General features: G+C 44.4%; 17 protein-coding genes and 1 riboswitch. Of the genes, 3 read left to right on the top strand and 14 right to left on the bottom strand.

The annotated features are described in order from the left end of the window. Positions 1 to 190: 190 nt before the first annotated feature. Positions 191 to 1,462, bottom strand: a complete 1,272-nt coding sequence (eno, locus tag HMPREF0240_RS12455) for a phosphopyruvate hydratase (RefSeq protein WP_009003770.1) — start codon at positions 1,460 to 1,462, stop codon at positions 191 to 193. A gap of 143 nt (positions 1,463 to 1,605) precedes the next feature. Here eno and HMPREF0240_RS12450 point away from each other — a divergent pair, with 143 nt between their 5' ends. Together HMPREF0240_RS12450 and HMPREF0240_RS12445 are read left to right on the top strand one after the other, a co-directional pair. Then, positions 1,606 to 2,448, top strand: a complete 843-nt coding sequence (locus tag HMPREF0240_RS12450; RefSeq protein WP_035313314.1) for a YitT family protein — start codon at positions 1,606 to 1,608, stop codon at positions 2,446 to 2,448. Positions 2,449 to 2,480: 32 nt separating this feature from the next. After that, positions 2,481 to 4,676, top strand: coding sequence for a DNA topoisomerase III (locus HMPREF0240_RS12445; protein WP_009003768.1), 2,196 nt, complete (start codon positions 2,481 to 2,483; stop codon positions 4,674 to 4,676). A 136-nt stretch (positions 4,677 to 4,812) separates the two neighbouring features. Here the strand turns inward: HMPREF0240_RS12445 and HMPREF0240_RS12440 are convergent, their stop codons facing one another. From HMPREF0240_RS12440 to HMPREF0240_RS12420, 5 genes are all read right to left on the bottom strand, one after another. Beyond that, a complete protein-coding gene (locus HMPREF0240_RS12440) occupies positions 4,813 to 5,529 on the bottom strand; it encodes a cell wall hydrolase (protein ID WP_035313312.1) in 717 nt (238 codons plus the stop codon). Between the two features lie 426 nt (positions 5,530 to 5,955). Continuing rightward, the gene (phnX, locus tag HMPREF0240_RS12435) at positions 5,956 to 6,729 is read right to left on the bottom strand and encodes a phosphonoacetaldehyde hydrolase (RefSeq protein ID WP_009003766.1); all 774 of its coding nucleotides are present in this window, start codon (positions 6,727 to 6,729) and stop codon (positions 5,956 to 5,958) included. Next, positions 6,722 to 7,822, bottom strand: a complete 1,101-nt coding sequence (locus tag HMPREF0240_RS12430) for a 2-aminoethylphosphonate--pyruvate transaminase (protein ID WP_009003765.1) — start codon at positions 7,820 to 7,822, stop codon at positions 6,722 to 6,724. Before HMPREF0240_RS12430 ends, phnX begins: the two co-directional genes overlap by 8 nt. Positions 7,823 to 8,003: 181 nt before the next feature. Continuing rightward, positions 8,004 to 9,611, bottom strand: a complete 1,608-nt coding sequence (locus HMPREF0240_RS12425; protein ID WP_035313310.1) for a potassium/proton antiporter — start codon at positions 9,609 to 9,611, stop codon at positions 8,004 to 8,006. A 116-nt stretch (positions 9,612 to 9,727) separates the two neighbouring features. Continuing rightward, the gene (locus HMPREF0240_RS12420; RefSeq protein WP_009003763.1) at positions 9,728 to 10,204 is read right to left on the bottom strand and encodes a pyridoxamine 5'-phosphate oxidase family protein; all 477 of its coding nucleotides are present in this window, start codon (positions 10,202 to 10,204) and stop codon (positions 9,728 to 9,730) included. A 180-nt stretch (positions 10,205 to 10,384) separates the two neighbouring features. Between HMPREF0240_RS12420 and HMPREF0240_RS12415 the strand changes: the two genes are divergently transcribed. Beyond that, positions 10,385 to 11,734, top strand: coding sequence for an MATE family efflux transporter (locus HMPREF0240_RS12415; RefSeq protein WP_009003762.1), 1,350 nt, complete (start codon positions 10,385 to 10,387; stop codon positions 11,732 to 11,734). Here HMPREF0240_RS12415 and HMPREF0240_RS25205 read toward each other — a convergent pair whose 3' ends face one another. From HMPREF0240_RS25205 to HMPREF0240_RS12380, 8 genes are all read right to left on the bottom strand, one after another. Beyond that, on the bottom strand, positions 11,735 to 11,866 hold the full coding sequence (locus HMPREF0240_RS25205; RefSeq protein ID WP_278245598.1) for a hypothetical protein: 132 nt from the start codon (positions 11,864 to 11,866) through the stop codon (positions 11,735 to 11,737). Positions 11,867 to 11,970: 104 nt separating this feature from the next. After that, a complete protein-coding gene (locus HMPREF0240_RS12410; RefSeq protein ID WP_009003761.1) occupies positions 11,971 to 12,633 on the bottom strand; it encodes a DUF4318 domain-containing protein in 663 nt (220 codons plus the stop codon). Continuing rightward, complete coding sequence (locus HMPREF0240_RS12405; RefSeq protein WP_009003760.1) at positions 12,630 to 13,082, bottom strand: LytTR family DNA-binding domain-containing protein; 453 nt, start codon at positions 13,080 to 13,082, stop codon at positions 12,630 to 12,632. Before HMPREF0240_RS12405 ends, HMPREF0240_RS12410 begins: the two co-directional genes overlap by 4 nt. A gap of 323 nt (positions 13,083 to 13,405) precedes the next feature. Further along, on the bottom strand, positions 13,406 to 14,032 hold the full coding sequence (locus HMPREF0240_RS12400) for an ECF transporter S component (protein WP_009003759.1): 627 nt from the start codon (positions 14,030 to 14,032) through the stop codon (positions 13,406 to 13,408). A gap of 136 nt (positions 14,033 to 14,168) precedes the next feature. Next, positions 14,169 to 14,295: riboswitch (FMN riboswitch) on the bottom strand. 195 nt (positions 14,296 to 14,490) lie between these two features. Further along, positions 14,491 to 15,726, bottom strand: coding sequence for a site-specific integrase (locus tag HMPREF0240_RS12395; RefSeq protein ID WP_009003758.1), 1,236 nt, complete (start codon positions 15,724 to 15,726; stop codon positions 14,491 to 14,493). Between the two features lie 91 nt (positions 15,727 to 15,817). Next, entirely contained in the window at positions 15,818 to 16,018 is a 201-nt protein-coding gene (locus HMPREF0240_RS12390) for an excisionase (RefSeq protein ID WP_009003757.1), read from the bottom strand. A 35-nt stretch (positions 16,019 to 16,053) separates the two neighbouring features. After that, positions 16,054 to 16,422, bottom strand: coding sequence for a type II toxin-antitoxin system PemK/MazF family toxin (locus HMPREF0240_RS12385; protein WP_009003756.1), 369 nt, complete (start codon positions 16,420 to 16,422; stop codon positions 16,054 to 16,056). Between the two features lie 486 nt (positions 16,423 to 16,908). Beyond that, entirely contained in the window at positions 16,909 to 17,382 is a 474-nt protein-coding gene (locus HMPREF0240_RS12380) for a sigma factor-like helix-turn-helix DNA-binding protein (protein WP_009003755.1), read from the bottom strand. Between the last annotated feature and the right edge of the window lie 389 nt (positions 17,383 to 17,771).

Below are 17,771 nucleotides of genomic sequence, written 5' to 3'. Positions count from 1 at the left end.
GCCTTTCCCTTCTGCTGCCAGAGTATGCTTCATCAGTTACTGTTCGCACGTCTGTTTTATTATAATACCGGAGTATTCGGCAAGTCAAGGAGCCGTATATCCGGCGTATACCGTAAGAAAGATTTTTTTACAGAAAACTGCCGCGGCATTCCGTTCCTGTTTATGCCCCGGCAGTTTTTACTCTCCCTGCTTATCTTCCCAGCTCTTCCTCTATCCTGAGCAGCTGGTTGTATTTTGCAACACGTTCTGACCTGCACGGTGCTCCCGTCTTGATCTGTCCTGTGTTAAACGCCACCGCGATATCCGCAATCGTAGTGTCTTCCGTTTCTCCTGATCTGTGTGATATGATCGCATTGTAACCTGCCTTCTGTGCCATCTCGATGGCATCTATGGCTTCTGTCAGTGTCCCGATCTGGTTCACCTTCACAAGTATGGCATTGGCCGCATTCTGCTCAATTCCTTTTTTCAGCCGCTCTACATTCGTTACAAACAAATCATCTCCCACCAGCTGAATCTCATTCCCCAGTCTTGTTGTCAAAAGTTCCCATCCATCCCAGTCTTCTTCATCCAGTGGATCTTCGATGGACCGTATCGGGAATTCCAGTGACAAATCTTCATAATATTCAATCAGTTCCTCAGCAGAGCGCACAATCTTCTGCCCCTGCATTTTACTTTCTCCCGGGAATTCATATTTTCTGAAGTCCTTATTGTAAAGTTCTGATGCCGCGACATCCAGCGCGATCTGGATATCTTTGCCCATCTCATACCCGGCTTTCTCTACCGCCTCTTTCAAAAATCTGAGGGCTTCCTTTGCATCCGGCAGATCGGGGGCAAATCCGCCCTCGTCCCCCACGGCCGTATTCAGTCCGTTTTCTTTCAGCAGTCCTTTCAGTGTATGATAGATTTCCACACACATACGGAGTCCTTCCTTAAAATTTGGTGCTCCAACCGGCATGATCATAAACTCCTGGATATCCAGTGTGTTATCTGCATGCGCCCCGCCGTTCAGAATATTCATCATCGGAACCGGAAGCTCACGCGCATTGACACCGCCCAGATAACGGAACAACGGTACTTTAATGGCATTGGCTGCCGCTTTTGCTGCTGCCAGTGACACTCCCAGAAGAGCGTTTGCCCCCAGGTTCTTTTTGTTTCGGCTGCCGTCTGCTTTAATGAGAACTTCATCAATCGCCGCCTGATCGAACACATTCATTCCAATCACGGCTCTAGCGAGCTGGTCATTTACATGTTCCGCTGCACGCTGCACGCCTTTTCCACCATAGCGTTCTTCTCCGTCACGCAGCTCCACTGCCTCATATTTTCCCGTAGAAGCACCGGAAGGTACTGCCGCACGCCCTATCGTATCCTCACCCACAAGCACCTCTACCTCAATGGTCGGATTGCCTCTGGAATCTATAATTTCTCTTGCGTATACATCTCGAATTGGTAAATACTGATACATATATTCCTTCCTCCTTATGGGAACATAGTATTTCCAAATATCTTGTCTTAATGCGTTGACTTTTCATATTCACGGCGTTACAATTCGGTTAGAGTGAGAGCTTTTCAAATTCAAAATTTATGTATATGACGGGGAGCATAGAAATGAAGGAAAAACTGAAGCATTTTCTCTTATTAACAGTCAGTACACTGATTATGGCTGTCGGTACTTATTTTTTCAAGTTCACGAATAATTTCACATTCGGCGGCATCACAGGCCTTGCGGTCCTGATTGCCAAAACCGGATTCATGTCTGCCAGTGACTTTACCTTTGTCATGAATATGATACTGTTGGTCATTGGTTTTATTGTGTTAGGCCGTAAGTTCACGGCTAAGACCGCCTATTGCAGCATCCTGCTTTCTGTAACGCTTTCCGTTCTGGAGCGTGTATATCCGATGTCACATCCGCTGACAGACCAGCCTATGCTGGAGCTCTGTTTCGCCATTGCACTGCCCTCTCTCGGTTCCGCTGTGCTGTTTAACATCGGTTCATCCAGCGGCGGTACAGATATCATTGCCATGATACTGAAAAAATATTCCAGTTTTGACATCGGACGCGCACTGCTTGCCACTGATATCGCCATTACCATAGCAGGCTGCTTCATGTTTGATGTCAAGACAGGACTGTATTCTTTCCTCGGACTGGCTATTCGTTCCTTCATGATTGACACTTTTATTGAAAGTTTTAACCTTTCCAAGTATTTTAATGTCGTATGCGATGTACCGGAACCCATCTGTGATTTCATCGTAAATACACTGCACCGCAGTGCCACCGTCTGTCATGCACAGGGCGCTTTTTCAGGCAGAGATAAGTACATCGTCTTCACGGCCCTCAATCGCCCTCAGGCAGTAAAGCTTCGTAACTTTATCAAGGAAAATCAGCCGGAAGCATTTATTCTGATTTCCAATACAAGTGAAATCATCGGAAAAGGATTTCACAGTATTTAAAACCGAAAAGATCAAACCCAAAGGAGACTTTAATGAAACATCTTGTTATTGCTGAAAAACCATCTGTAGCCAGAGACATCGCAAGAGTCCTGCGCTGCACGAAGAAGACAAACTCTTATATAGAAGGAAATGAATACATCGTTACCTGGGCGCTGGGGCATCTTGTCACCCTTGCCGATCCGGAACAATATGGTGAGCAGTATAAAACCTGGAATATGGATACGCTCCCCATGCTCCCAAAAGAATGGAAGCTGGTCGTGATCAAGCAGACCGGGAAACAATTTCATGCGGTCAAAGAACTGATTTACCGCAAGGATGTATCGGATATTATTATCGCAACCGACGCTGGACGCGAAGGGGAGCTGGTTGCCCGCTGGATTCTGGACAAGGCAGGAAGTAAAAAGCCCCTGCAGCGTCTCTGGATTTCTTCTGTGACCGACAAGGCCATCCGGGAAGGCTTTTCCAGCCTGAAACCCGGAAAATCCTATTATAACCTGTACAGAGCGGCAGTTGCCAGGGCACAGTCTGACTGGGTGGTGGGCATCAATGCCACCCGTGCGCTGACCTGCAAGTATAACGCCCAGCTTTCCTGTGGTCGTGTACAGACACCCACACTTGCAATGATTGCTGCGCGTGAGGAAGAAATCCGCAGTTTTAAGCCGCAGCCCTTCTACGGCATGAAGGCCGCCGCAGGCGGAATTACATTCGTATGGTGTGACAGTCAGTCCGGCTCTTCAAGGACATTTGACCACGAGAAAATCCAAAAGCTCTATAAACAATGTAGCGGTGCACTCGAGATTACGGAGGTTGGAAAAAAGGAGAAGAAATCATTCTCTCCGGCCCTTTATGATCTGACTACGCTGCAGCGGGAAGCCAATCAGCGTTTCGGATTCTCCGCAAAAGAGACACTGAATATCATGCAGCGTCTATACGAAAACCACAAAGTACTGACCTACCCCAGAACCGACTCCCGCCATCTCACTTCTGATATGACAGGAACGCTGAAAGAACGACTCAGGGCATGTGCGGTCGGTCCTTACAGCAAGGCTGCCGGACGTCTCTCCATGCAGCCGGTAAAGGCCAATAAGTCTTTTGTGGACAATGCCAAAGTCTCAGACCACCACGCGATTATTCCCACTGAGCAGTTCGTGCAGCTTGACCACATGACGAACGAGGAGCGCAAGATCTACGATATGGTCGTACGCCGTTTTCTCGCAGTATTGTCCCCTGCTTGTGAGTATGAGGAAACCTCCCTCAAAGGCAGAATCGCGCAGGAGACTTTTACTGCCAGAGGAAATGTAATCAAACAGGCCGGCTGGAAAGAGATCTATGAAGCCGGTTATGAAGATACAGACGAAGATGAGGCGGAGGAGGCTTTTATCAAACAAAATCTTCCAGAAGTACACAAGGGTCAGAAGCTGTCTGTGATCAGCCTGAATATTACAGAGGGCAAGACCAAACCGCCCGCATACTTTACAGAAGGCACACTCATCGCCGCAATGGAAAATCCGGTAAAGTATATGCAGCGTAAAGACAAGACTCTGATTAAAACACTCGGAGAAACCGGAGGCCTCGGAACCGTTGCAACCCGCGCCGATATCATCGACAAACTCTTCAACAGCTTCCTGATGGAAAAGCGCGGTAATGAGATCCACATCACTGCCAAGGGAAAACAGCTGCTGGAACTGGTGCCCGAGGATCTTAAAAGCCCGGAACTGACGGCGGACTGGGAACTTCGTCTCCAGGCGATTGCTAAGGGCAAAGAAACGGATCGGCATTTTATGGATGAGATTGAAAGTTACACTCAGACTTTAATCCAGGAGATAAAAACCAGAGACGGAAAATTCCGACATGATAACCTGACCCGTACCAAGTGCCCGGAGTGCGGAAAATACATGCTGGAAGTCAACGGCAAACACGGGAAAATGCTGGTATGCCAGGACAGAGATTGCGGTCACCGGGAAACCGTTTCCCGCCGCACCAATGCCCGCTGTCCGGTCTGCCACAAGAAGATGGAGATGGTTGGCAGAGGGGATGGACAGCGGTTTGTCTGCTCCTGCGGCCATAAGGAAAAACTCAGCGCTTTTGAGGCCCGCAGAGCAAAAGAAGGCAAAGGTGCCAGTAAAAAAGATGTGAACAGCTATTTGAAAAAACAGGCACAGGATGTGAAGGAGCCGGTAAATAACGCATTCGCTGACGCTTTTTCGAAGCTGGATATTAAATTGTAGTAAACGTGTACTTAACTGTTCATGATTCTGAACAGTTACATATGAATAAAAAGTGCTGCAGAATGGATTTTAACCATCCTGCAGCACTTCTCTTTTTTGAAAGATCTATTTAATTAGATACAATCTTTTTCTTTTATTAATGGAAAAAATGATCCCCAATCTGGATTCCATAATCTCCGTTTCCGAAGTAAAGGCAGTCCCCGATTGGATTAGAACCCGCGATTGCATCCGCGGCCGCCTGCATTGCAGTATCTGTATATCCGCCGCTTGCCAGCACGCTGTCCAGCCATCCTGTCATGGCCGGGCCAAACTGCCCTGACTGGTAAATGACTTCTGATACGCTGTTCGGATATACCCCGCTTCGCACTCGGTTCATGATAACGGCCCCAACGGCAACCTGTCCGTCATATGGCTGGTTTCCTGCTTCACAGAAAATAATCGCTGCCAGCAATTCCTGGTCTCCTGCTGCCACCTGCTGTGCAGGAGATGCTGACACCGCAGCTGCCTCGGCTTCTGCTGCTGCCTGTGCCTCGGCTTCCGCAGCACGCTGTGCCTCTTCCGCGGCCAGCCTTGCTTCTTCCTCTTTCCGCTTCTTCTCCTCAGCTATCTTTTTCTGTTCCTCATCGTAAGCAGCTTTGGCTTCCTTTGCTGCTTTCTTTATCTCTGCTGTCTGCTCTACCGGTATACTTTTTACGGTATCTAACAGTAATGTGTCTTCCCCCATTTTATCTGATGTATCAATTGTAACTGCCACAGGCATCTGTGATGCCGCCTGTGTAGTAAAACCAGCCGTGAATGTCATACATACTGTCACTGCAGACAATACCGTTATAAATTTTTTACCCTGAAACATATACTTGCCCTCCTGATTTATTGCAATATCTTTACGTTTTCTTAATAAGCTTGTAATAAAATATATGCTTATGATTTCGAAGTTATTACAGATATTACAAATTTGTTACAAAAGTTATTCTAATATAAAAAATGCATTCTGTCAACTTTTTTATTTCCTTCCACAAATTGGGAGGAATGTTTTAGGGGGTGATGAGGAGGGTCGCCTGTCTAAAATGCGGCGCGGGATGCCTCCGGGAAAGTAGGGGTGGGGGATTTTCCAGCGGGGGCAGCGGATTGGGCTGGCTATGCAGGATTGCGTTTCTCCGGTTTGATTAAGGAACGAATCTGTTGGCGGTTATATGGTTCCGTATCTACAAAGGGACCTGACTCGGTTCTGAGTAACATTCTTTAAATACCAACTCAAACTTTTTCTTATCAAACGGTGCTACTTGATAAGGCTCAGGAGTTCTTTTATGTTCAGGATTACTGCGTCTGCGCCGGCATCCATGAATCTGGTGCTTACTGACTCTGTTTTTTCTTTTTTCTCGGCATCCGTCAGTGTATTATACTCTGCTTCTGTTAATCCCATTTCTGAACTGCCTTCTATGACTCCTACAGTATATACACCGGCATTTTTTCCTTCTTTGATGTCTGATATGGTGTCGCCTACTTTGATGACATTATCGATTGATTTTACTTTGAGGACTTCCATGTTTTTAAAGATCATGTACGGGTATGGGCGGCCTGCATTTCCCACGGAATTAGGGCTGAACCATGCGTCGGGGGCGTATCCTGCTTCTTTGGCTTTGGGGACTACGATCTGCATCATTTCATCTGTATAACCGGTTGTTGAACCTATTTTGATTTCCATTTCCCGAAGGGCCGCTGCTGTCTCCAGGACGTATGGCTTGGGATCGGCAAATTCATCCAGTATTCCCAGTAATCTGTCTTCGAATGACTGGTATAATTGATCGATGTCACCCTCCTCTGGCTCTTTTCCATATTTTTCTTCCCATTGTCCGCGGATTCTCGGCATCTCCAGCATTGTACGGATATGATCCCTTTTCAGCATTCCCATGGGTGCTCTTACTTCGTCCATGGTCGGCTCGATTCCCGCCTGCCTGAAAACCTCGGCAAATGCATTTACCGGTGCAAAGCATCCGTAGTCTACTGTTGTTCCTGCCCAATCAAATATTACTGCCTCTATTTGTTTACTCATAACTGTTCTCCTTTAAAAAATCTGTAAGTATCTCCATTAGTCTCAGGATGTCTTCTTTGTATATCTCACCGATATTGCCGATGCGGAATGTGTCTGCTTCTGTCACCTTTCCCGGATAAATTGCATAGCCGCGGTCTTTGATATATGTATACATTTCTGTAAAGGAAAACTTGTGGTTCTCCGGATAATAAAAGGTTGTGATAATTGGGCCCTGGTGTTCTGCATCAATATACGGACGAATTCCAAGTTCCGCCATTTTCTCAATCAGAAGTTTATTGTTTTCAACGTAACGTCTGCTTCTTGCCGGAATGCCGCCTTCTTCCTCCATCTCCTTCAATGCCTGTGAAAATGCCAGTACCACATGCGTTGGAGATGTAAAGCGCCACTTTCCGTCTTTGTTCATTGTCTCCCACTGATCGTATAAATCCAATGAAAGGCTTCTTGCTTTGCCTTTGCTTGCAATGAGTTTTTCTCTGTTTGCAATGATAAATGAGAATCCTGGTACTCCCTGAATACATTTGTTTGCACTGCTGATAATAAAGTCGATTCCCCACTCTCCAACGGGGATATCTACTCCTCCAAAACTGCTCATCGCATCCACTATCATTGTACGGTTCCTTGCTCTTACAACCTTTGCCACTGACTCTATATCATTCAGAATTCCAGAGGTTGTCTCACTGTGAACCATGGATACGTGAGTAATCCCAGGATCTTTGTCCAGAATATCCGCAATCCTCTGGGCATCGGGCACTTTATAGTAAACTTCGTTATAAACAATATGGAAAATTCCTGCGTGTTCCGCGATATCCACCATTCTTTCGCCATAAGCACCATTTGCCACAATTAAAAGTTTTTCATCATTTCCAATCACACTGGTCAGAACTGATTCTACCCCAAAAGTTCCGCTTCCCTGCATCAGTACGACTGTGTACTCTTCCTCAGAAACATGGGCCATGTTCAGAAGCTTCTTTCGTATATCCAGTGTGATTGATTTGTAATCATCATCCCATGTACAGTGATCGAACATCATTTCTTTTTTCACACTATCTGTAGTTGTCAGCGGACCCGGGGTCAGCAATTTATAATTCTTCATCTTAAATCTCCTCTCAATCAATGCATCTTTGCTTTGTCTGTGAGAAATTATAACAGCCTGATTTTTAAAAGACAATCAAATGGAGTTCAAGATTTTGTAAGAGAAATGTAAAATAATGTAAAAAGCAGCCCCTGATTTTAACTCAGTGGCCGCCTTCCGGACATATTTCCATGTATATCTCTTATTGCACCGCTTCCTTTTTTCCCAAACTCATAACCAGTGTATCTCCTGTGCGGATTATAGTATTTCCTTTTGGTATGACGGTAGAGCCGTCTTCCCGCTTGATGAGGACAATCAGGCTTTTTTCAAAGTCAGGAATTTCCTGCACAGCCTTTCCTATCCAAGCATTTTCCTCCTGGATAGTCGTTTCGTCCAAAACAGTGTCCGCTTCCCCCTGATAAGTCTCTCCGCTCAATACCAGAACATCACCCTTCTGCAGTACTACTTCCCCGCGTGGAATAATCACTTCATCTCCTCTTTCGATAATAACCGCCAGGACATCACCCAAATGCAGATCAGCAATTCTTTTTCCAATATATTTATGGCCTTCCTTCAAAGCGACCTGGATAAGCTGCATTTCCTGTTCATCCTGATAATCACTGAATGTCTTCAAAACATTCTGGCTGTCATCCACCATATCCAGCCGTTTTGCCGCATAGGGCAGAAGCATCCCCTGGAAAGCAGCGGACATCAGCGCGATGCAGAAAACTACGTTAAATACATAATCTTTTGTATAAACAGGACTAATCGTAACCATAATTGCAAAAACAATAGAGGCTGCTCCCCGCAATCCCGAAAACGATACCAGCAGCTGCTGCCTCCAGGATGACTTCTGCGGTGTCAGCAAAAGTGCAACCGTCAGCGGCCTGGCTATAAAGGTAAGACCAACAAAGATCAGGAATGCTTTCCCCATGATCGGCACCAGACTGGACGGGAATACGAGAAGTCCCAGAAGAAAGAAAATCAGTATCTGTGCAAGGTGGTTTACACCATCAAAGAAATGAATCATGGATATTTTGTTTTTAAATTTCTTGTTTCCGACAATAATTCCCAGCAGGTATACGCTTAGATAGCCATTTCCGCCAATCAGAACAGGCCCTGCATAGGCAAAAAGCACCAATGAAATCATTAATATTGTATCTATACCTTCAATTTCAAACTCTATCTTTTCCAAAACCAGAACTGCCAGATATCCGATTCCAACACCGAACGCAATGCCGAATCCAAGCTGTTTCAGAAGCAGAAGAAAAATATTACTTTCTCCCCCACCCATCCAGCTCAGGACAATCATTGTCATCATATAGGAAAACGGATCATTACTGCCGCTTTCCACCTCCAGCAGAGATGCCGTCCCGTCCTTCAGAGCCAGTGCTTTCGAGCGCAGAATCGAAAAAACGGAGGCCGCATCTGTAGAGCCCACAACTGCCCCCATCAAAAGCCCCTCCTTGAGGCTCATTCCCAGCACCAGATGGCAGAAAATCCCGGTTAGCCCTGCGGTCAACACGACACCGACCGTTGCCAGGCTTACTGCTTTTGGTAAAATCGGTTTTGCAGTCTGGAAGTTCGTTCCAAACCCACCATAAAACATAATAAAAATCAATGCTGTTGAACAGATTTTTTCCGCCTGCTCAAAATCATCAAACGGAATTTTTACAATCCCTTCACTTCCGAAGAGCATACCAACCGCCATAAATATTAAAACAGTAGGAATCCCATACCGGTTCGTGAACCTGTTAGTAATAATGCACACTGCAATTACAATTGCACACATAATCATAGCAATTTCCATAAATGTCACGTACCTCCTTGCTGTTTATTCAGTTATTTTGAAACAATTCTGAAAATGAGGGGGCAAGGGGGTCAGACCCTTCTGCAGAAGGGTCTGACCCCCTTGCCTCCCCGTTCCTATTCTCTCCGTTTTCCAGTCAGCTCTTTTGCAGTTATCTTAATTACTGACACAATTGTCACGAGCCGCTCAGTAAATTCAAAGTCTTTCCCGGTCTGGCATTTCATCAGAATACTCAGGGCTTCCATCTTCTCCTGCGGCGCTTCTACAAACTCAGCCACACCTTTTCCTACCAGGCTGGCATAACGATATCCATACTGGCACGGAACTCTTCCTTCTATCAGTTCATGGTCGCAGTCCAGTTCGAATCCCACATTTGGATTCTTTCGTAACAGATCCAGCTTTTTGCCTTCCAGTGCCGCATGGATATAAATCACCAGCTGGCTGTCTTCATATGTATATCCGAAGTTCATGGGAAGCATATAAATCCCATCCTCATCATACATTGCCAGATGTACGACCTTACATGTATCCAGTACATGAAGTATCTCTTCCTGACTCTCAATTTCACGGTCTCTTCTTCTCATTCGTGGCATAATTATTCTCCCTTCTTTTTCCAATATGTTTTATCATACCATAAACCTGTAGCTTACTGCATCAAAAAAGTGTACCGCGGCCCTATCGACAGCGGATGTTTTTCGTGATATAGTAACGTTGTCAAAGCGGGAGATCTGACAGATACATAAGATAAATCTAGAATTTTGAGTGAGGTTTTTATGGGACGGGGCAATCAAAATACGAATCAAATCACTGAGGGTGTCATCTGGAGGCAGCTTCTTCTTTTCTTTTTTCCGATCGTTTTCGGTACATTTTTCCAGCAGCTGTATAACACAATCGATACCGTAATTGTAGGGCACTTTGTTGGCAAAGAGGCTCTGGCCAGCGTGGGCGGGTCTACTGCACAGATCATCGGTCTGATCGTAGGCTTTTTTACAGGACTTTCCTCCGGTGCTTCTGTAATAATCGCACAGTTTTACGGCGCTCAGGATGAACGTTCTGTGCGGCAGAGCCTGCATACGGCATATGCTTTTTCCACTTTGGGAAGTATCGTTATCAGCGTGCTCGGCATTGCGCTGACTCCATCTATGCTTGCCTGGATGCACACACCTGAAGAAATTATGGCCGATTCTGTTTTGTATCTGCGTATTTACTTCGCAGGAATCCTGTTTGTCTTTATCTATAACATGGGTTCTAGTGTCCTGCGCTCTATAGGGGATTCCAAAAATCCGCTGTACTACCTGATCATCTGCTGTTTTATAAATATTGTGCTGGATGTGGTATTCGTCGTGTTTTTCCACATGGGCGTACTGGGTGTGGCTCTGGCTACATTCCTCTCGCAGGCTTTTAGTGCCTTGCTGGTTACCCATAAACTGATGAAATCCGAAGGAATACTCCGGCTTTACATTCGCCAGATCCGTTTCCATGGTTCCGTGATGAAGTCACAACTCCGCATCGGAGTGCCCGCAGGCATACAGTCCGTCATGTACAGTATCACCAATGTCATCATTCAGGCTGCATTGAACGGCTTCGGTACCGATACGGCGGCGGCCTGGTCCGTATTTGGTAAATTGGATGCAGTATTCTGGATGGTCAGCAGTGCATTCGGCATCTCGATCACCACATTTGTCGGACAGAATTACGGAGCACGCAGGCATGACCGCATACGGAAAAGCACCCGCGTCTGTCTGGGCATAGACTTTTTAGTCTCCGCAGTGCTCGTGGTTTTCCTCATCGCGGCCCGTGTGCCATTGTTCCGGCTCTTCACCAGCGATGCCGAAGTCATACGGATCGGTACAGAAATGCTCCTGCTGATTACGCCGTGGTACATTATCTTCGTCTTCATTGAGATCCTGTCCGGTTCCCTCCGGGGCATCGGAGACGTGATCATACCCATGATTCTCACCATGTGCGGAGTGTGTCTGCTGAGAATACTATGGATTGTCGGTGCCCTTAGGATACAGCCAACCATACCGGTTATTATCTTCAGCTATCCGGTGACTTGGATTATTACTTCTATATTATTTATCTTCTACTATTTCTACAGAATAAAAAAGATGAAAATATAGTCAGCAGATAGGCGGTATATACCCGTGCGAATGGTTTATTTCAGGATTAGGTTTCAGCAGATTCTCTACCGCCTCCAGACCGTCTGCATCACTTAGATTCCCAAGATTAATATCCATCAGAACGATATCCATCCGTCTCCTGGTCACGCACCAGCCGATCCCGCTTTAAATTTTGAAAACATATGACATGCGGCGCCTTCCTTCAGGAATGCGCCGCAGCCGGACTCTCTATTCTATCATTTATCTGTATACTGTTTTCCTTCTTTCCTGAATTTCAATGCATACATGGGACCAAACTGAGAGTAGAAAAAATCCAGCTCCACATGATATCGCTCTCCGTCCATCAGAATCTCAGCCGGTTTCTCTCTTTTCAGGAATTCCAGACTGCTCCTATTCTTCCTGCAGTAGTCTTCTATTTCCCTGCAGAAAGCCTCCGCCCCTTTCGGACACTCTTCCAAATCAACTACCAGATATCTGCCTTTGACCGCTCCGCCGTTCAGTTCCTTTGCAATTTTAAGTACAGAGCAGTAATCCAGTATCCAGAAGACCACGACCACCACGGCGTTGACCAGTATGATATGCCGCCAGGATTCTGACACTATAAAAGACAGAAGTACAAAGGCGACAGCGATCAGATCGATCCAGTATACAGCAGCGGCTCCTTTAAACCAGCTGCTGACCCAGCCCCTTTCAGGCAGGCTGTGAATCCAGACCAGCAGATTGCCAATCAGCAGGTACCCGGCCAGTGCCGCAGGAATAAACGGCAGTATCCGACCCACTTCATCCATATCTCTTCTGAAGCTCAGAAGGAGCGCTGTGCTAGTAAAAAGAATCAATCCGAAAAAACATCCCTGTAAAATGCGTTCTCTCGCTTCCTCCGATATCCTGTTTTCTTTCATAGCAATCCCTCCTTAATCTTGGCCCTGAGCCCTTTTAAATATTTTCTCGAAATATAGGTACCGTCTCCATTCGGAAATTCCGCCATCATGATCCCGCCTGCAACCGGCCTGTAGACTTCTACCTTCGCCATATTCAGGAGCACCGATTTGGATGCCCTTACAAATTCCGGCGGAAGAAGGTTCTCCAGCTCATACAGCCGCTTCCTCGTACTGTAAATCTCATCCTTCGTATGAATATACTGCACCTCCTGCATGGATTCAATGTAATAAATCTCTCTACATTTAACCTGATATATTTTTTCATCTTTGCTGCAGGTTAATATCATAAACCTGAATCTTTCCTGTTCAATAAACTCGGCCAGCCTTTTCGTACTCTCATTTTCTTCATGCACACGGAGCCTTGCAGATTCCGCTGACTCCTGGCCTATTTTTTCTATCTCCACCCTCATGTCTGTTTCCTCCTGCCTCAAAGTAGAAGTGTTTCCTTCCCTTTCTCTGTACTTATCTTATCCAAAACAGTTAAGAAAGTCTACCGAAATCCGGTCAGTGGCTCTTTTTGGCGGGTAAAAGGCCGCCTTAGCACAATTAGTGCATCTGGCCGGAGGATCTGCATCGGCTTAAGTATCTATTTTCTGCCGTTATAACGGCTGCTTTTCTTTCATATATAATGTTGAGTTTAATCGGAATTCTATTCGCAGCCGGGCTCAAAAAAAGCACTGTCCGATTCCCCGGACAGTGCTTTTTGCCATAATGATATTTATGAGTGATTATTTTACCGCATTCTAAAGATCGGGCTGATCTTTTTGTAAATCAACAATACGATCAAAGATACCAGCACTCCCTTTAAAAGATTGAACGGCGCTACAGCAAACAATACAAAAGTTGAAAGCCCCGTAATGCTTGCATTTATCGCTGATCCCATATCAACCAGAGCATCGATCGGCATTGAAAATGCAGTTGCGTATGCAGGAAGAAGAACATAGGCATTCAAAACGCATCCGATAGCCGTCATAAAAACAGTCCCTACAGTCAATCCAATGAGTGCACCTTTTCTCGTCCGGTTTCTTTTATAAATCAGACCTGCCGGGACACATAATGCACAGCCGATCAGAAAGTTTGCGACTTCTCCGACCCCTGCTGTGATGGTTCCATTTACTACAAAGTTCAGCAGGATTTTTACCAGCTCAATCACAGCTCCTGCCAGCGGCCCCATTACAAAGCAGCCGATCAGTACCGGTACCTCACTGAAATCAATCTCATAAAATGCAGGTGCAAATGGAAGCGGAATTTCAAACAGCATCAATACTGTTGCTATGGCAGATAACATACCGATCTGCGCTATTGTGCGGATTCCAATTTTAGGCTGTGTCCTTGATACTACATTCGTCTCTGTGTTCATAATCGTTTCTCTCCTTTAATTAAATATAATTAATTTGAATTGAAAAGAAAGAAAATCTTCCTGGAGATCGTGTCTTAAACATAATAAAACCCCGGATTTAAAGTATCCGGGGTTAATATCATGCTTATTATGGCACTATTTTCTTCTCTCATCCAGACTTTACTGTCGGTACTGGAATTACACCAGTTCAGCCGATGCCATTGCGGCAACGGGTCGCGGACTATACCGCCGGTTGGGATTTACACCCGACCCCGAAGAATTCGTTCTATTCTATAGGTTATTATAACCCATTATATGTGGTTATGCAAGCAGTTTTTTTGGTCAATTTCACCAAAATTTTCACATAAATCTTTGTATCTCGTTATAAGTAATCTTCGAAATGTCGTAAATTTGTCGTAAACGTTGCTGTGAACTCTGCCGTAAAAGCTATCAAAAATTCGGACTTATATCTGCAGAATTCAAATTACAGCCCTCTGTTTTTCATCTTCCATTGGCTTCTTATTTAGTTTTTTCATTTGCTGGCGGATACGTTCCGGGTTCACTGAGTCGTAAACCTTTAAGATCATTTTAACATTTTTGTGGCCCATGATATATTTCATTGTGCTTGGATCAACTTCAGCTTCGGCCATCACTGTACATCCTGTATGCCGGAAAATATGATTTGAAATTGTAGGAAAATCTTTGCCGGTCTTTTCCTTGTACCTATCTACTATGCTATATAATGCCTTATTGATGTTAGTTGGATACATCGGTCCTCCTCTTTGGTTAACAAATACAAAGTTTGAATATCCATCCACTTCACGCTTTGAAGGATTTTTCAATGATTTTTCCCGCAGCTTTTGAAATGCCCGGTATACCTCATCTGTCATTGGTATGATTCTCTTCTTGTTTTTATCAGTTCCCTTCGTGATGTAAAACTGAGTCTTTCCATTCTTCTTACGATATAGTAGCCCATGATCAATGACTACCTCCCGCCTTTTCATATTCACATCGGACCATGTTAATCCCACAAGTTCACTGACCCGGCATGAAAGTCCCTGCATCACTGTAAATATCAGATAATATTTTTCAGCATCTCGGAACATTTTTATGATCTCATTATAAAAGATATCCCGTTCTTCCGGGGTCATTGCTTCCCGCGGCTCTGAACTTGAATAATCCCTGCAGCAGCCATCTGCAGGATTTCTTCCCAGAATGTTGTCATCTACCAGCATTTCCAATGCAGGATGAATAATTTTATGGACAATCTGAATTGTCCCATCCTCATAGCCTTCCCTGCTTAACTTGTTGTAAAAGGCTTTTATATCTGATTTTACAAGATCAATTGCCTTCGTCCTTCCCAATGGGGAATCAGCAATATCCTTTTTAAAATAATATCTATAATTTTCGTATGTTGATGGTGCAAACTTTCGAATCTCCAAATATTTTCGAACTGCATTCGCCAACGTTATCTGAGCTCCGCTGATACTGGTATGCTCCCTCAAATGCTTTTCGATCTCTTCTTCCTTTTCCCGAAGAGAAATATCAGGTGTTTTATAAGGCGGCATCCGGTCTGTCGGAACTAATTTCCAACTATAGACAGAACGTCTTTCTCCTGATGAATCGGTATACTTATACTCATATTTTCCGTCTTTCCTTTGTGTCTCACCTCCACGTAAAATCCGCCCTTTTTTATCTGTTCTTTTCCCAGACATTTTCAGCGCCCCTTTCCTTACTTAAGGAAGAGTCTTGCTATGACTCTTAAAACATAGCATAACAAGACCCTGATTTCAATTCTGTCCACATTTAAATGGAATAGCAGCCGGCAAGATATTCATCCAGTAACTTCCGCTTAATAAGACGCTTTGTACCAACCCACAATACAAACTTGCAGTCCTCAGAGGCAGTCATATTTTTCAAAGTGTTTACTCCAATTCCAAAATATGCTGCCGCCTCTTCTAATGTAAGATTTGATTTTTCCCAAATTGGGATCTCCTTTTTATTCATTGTTGTTTCCTCAAACTTCTGATATTTCGTTTTTGCTATCTGGAAGAATAAAGCTTGTCTAAAGCAATGCTTATAGCGAGGCATTTGTCTACATCTAACATATCACTCTCGTTTAAGTGACCAGCAAATTCATGCAGCCGACTCTTATCGACTGTACGGATCTGCTCCAGAAGAACCAGTGAATCATCTTCTAATCTGCCATTTGCTTTGATGAGATGATGTGTGGGCATCTTGGCTTTCGTCTCAATCCTGCCGGAAAGTGCTGCTACTATAACAGTCGGGCTGTAAAAGTTTCCTATATTATTCTGTATGATAAGAGCAGGGCGTAAACCACCCTGCTCCGATCCTACCACTGGCTCTAAATCTACATAGTATAAATCACCTCTGTATATTCTCCCTGCCATGTTGATCCTCCTAATCTGAATTCATAGCATGCCTCTTTTGTCCCCGACACCCTGGCATATAGGAAATCATCAAACGGCTGGCTGCTGACCGGCTCCACGAGATGCCTTGCCTCCCCAGCCAGGTTCTCTGGCTGCCGCCCTCATTGCCTGGGACGCTCTGAACGCACGGGCTGTGACTGGACGGGAGTATCATTATGCCTATTGCCTGTCATCGCCTTGCCGGGCGCAATCCGGCAATTATCACGAAATGTTTCCCGCTTATGCAGCCAAGAAGCACAGGCTGTCATATAGGTTGATGCTGTCTCTGTGTCCTGCATGTCATGGCGCATTCGTGAAAGTAGCTGCTGCTCATCACAGCGGCAATAGGAATGTATCTGATGAATGGGTATTCGGTTATCAAAGTACAGCCCATTCAGCAGAACAATCTGGAATGGGGAGAAAAAAGCCTTCTCATCCTATTCCTCACTTAAAGCTCAAAAGTAAAGTCTAGCTTTCAAACTTTTTTATTTTTTCTATGATTTTCTTTCTTGCTGCATCTATGGAGTATTTCACGGCCATTTTTGAGCATCCCTCCTTTTGTGCAATTTGATCGTATGTATAATCCATTTCATAGTAAAGAAGAAAACGATTCCGCTGTGTGTCTGGTAAGTTGGCAATTTCTTCAAATAACAATTTATTTCTAAGCTTGTCTATTACCTTGCTTTCCAGATCTATTTCATCATGAATTGCTCGTCTTTGAAGCTGTACTTCAGTCAAATCCAAATGCTCTATATGTCTGTCAAAAATGTTCTCCTGACTTTTCTGGCGTAATTCTGAATTCTTATACACTTGGTATACTGCTTCAGAAATTTCTATTTTGGCTGATCGCCTTCCGTCTTCAAGATAAATAATGTAATAATGTATTTCTTTTTCTGATTTTTCTATAATTAGTTCATATGACTTATCTTTACTGCCATACATATTCATTCCTCCAATCCAAATTTTTCTTAAATTTGAATTGGAGGGTGGTGAGCGTATCCGAAACACATCACGTATATATGTAAAAGTAAAAATAGGGCATATTTCTCCTATAGGAAATATGCCCTTACATATTATTAACTTTGGTAAAAATTGTCGATATTTGTCGAATAAGAAAGTGCTATATTCCACACTCTGAATGTAGCACCTTTTGTTTGCATTTCTTAAAGCAAAACTATTTTTATAATACCATCTCTTTTGTTTTTTTAAAAATAGAGTTTCACTCAATTTTACTATTTATACTTTTGTTATCATAAACTTTATTTCGTAGGTGTAGCATAAATGATAAGTAGTAAATTCATGAAACTTCCAATATCATCCTTTTGTCATAA

It is taken from the genome of Clostridium sp. D5, assembly GCF_000190355.1.
GTDB classification, from domain to species: domain Bacteria; phylum Bacillota; class Clostridia; order Lachnospirales; family Lachnospiraceae; genus Faecalicatena; species Faecalicatena fissicatena_A.
Note: the sequence above shows the minus strand (reverse complement) of the source record. Positions and strands in the feature narration are given on the sequence as shown.

What these genes read in the sequence shown, in the direction of transcription:
- eno (WP_009003770.1), bottom strand. Translation starts at nt 1,462, where the DNA reads ATGTATCAGTATTTACCAATTCGAGATGTATACGCAAGAGAAATTATA.
- HMPREF0240_RS12450 (WP_035313314.1), top strand. Translation starts at nt 1,606, where the DNA reads ATGAAGGAAAAACTGAAGCATTTTCTCTTATTAACAGTCAGTACACTG.
- HMPREF0240_RS12445 (WP_009003768.1), top strand. Translation starts at nt 2,481, where the DNA reads ATGAAACATCTTGTTATTGCTGAAAAACCATCTGTAGCCAGAGACATC.
- HMPREF0240_RS12440 (WP_035313312.1), bottom strand. Translation starts at nt 5,529, where the DNA reads ATGTTTCAGGGTAAAAAATTTATAACGGTATTGTCTGCAGTGACAGTA.
- phnX (WP_009003766.1), bottom strand. Translation starts at nt 6,729, where the DNA reads ATGAGTAAACAAATAGAGGCAGTAATATTTGATTGGGCAGGAACAACA.
- HMPREF0240_RS12430 (WP_009003765.1), bottom strand. Translation starts at nt 7,822, where the DNA reads ATGAAGAATTATAAATTGCTGACCCCGGGTCCGCTGACAACTACAGAT.
- HMPREF0240_RS12425 (WP_035313310.1), bottom strand. Translation starts at nt 9,611, where the DNA reads ATGGAAATTGCTATGATTATGTGTGCAATTGTAATTGCAGTGTGCATT.
- HMPREF0240_RS12420 (WP_009003763.1), bottom strand. Translation starts at nt 10,204, where the DNA reads ATGCCACGAATGAGAAGAAGAGACCGTGAAATTGAGAGTCAGGAAGAG.
- HMPREF0240_RS12415 (WP_009003762.1), top strand. Translation starts at nt 10,385, where the DNA reads ATGGGACGGGGCAATCAAAATACGAATCAAATCACTGAGGGTGTCATC.
- HMPREF0240_RS25205 (WP_278245598.1), bottom strand. Translation starts at nt 11,866, where the DNA reads ATGGATATCGTTCTGATGGATATTAATCTTGGGAATCTAAGTGATGCA.
- HMPREF0240_RS12410 (WP_009003761.1), bottom strand. Translation starts at nt 12,633, where the DNA reads ATGAAAGAAAACAGGATATCGGAGGAAGCGAGAGAACGCATTTTACAG.
- HMPREF0240_RS12405 (WP_009003760.1), bottom strand. Translation starts at nt 13,082, where the DNA reads ATGAGGGTGGAGATAGAAAAAATAGGCCAGGAGTCAGCGGAATCTGCA.
- HMPREF0240_RS12400 (WP_009003759.1), bottom strand. Translation starts at nt 14,032, where the DNA reads ATGAACACAGAGACGAATGTAGTATCAAGGACACAGCCTAAAATTGGA.
- HMPREF0240_RS12395 (WP_009003758.1), bottom strand. Translation starts at nt 15,726, where the DNA reads ATGTCTGGGAAAAGAACAGATAAAAAAGGGCGGATTTTACGTGGAGGT.
- HMPREF0240_RS12390 (WP_009003757.1), bottom strand. Translation starts at nt 16,018, where the DNA reads ATGAATAAAAAGGAGATCCCAATTTGGGAAAAATCAAATCTTACATTA.
- HMPREF0240_RS12385 (WP_009003756.1), bottom strand. Translation starts at nt 16,422, where the DNA reads ATGGCAGGGAGAATATACAGAGGTGATTTATACTATGTAGATTTAGAG.
- HMPREF0240_RS12380 (WP_009003755.1), bottom strand. Translation starts at nt 17,382, where the DNA reads ATGTATGGCAGTAAAGATAAGTCATATGAACTAATTATAGAAAAATCA.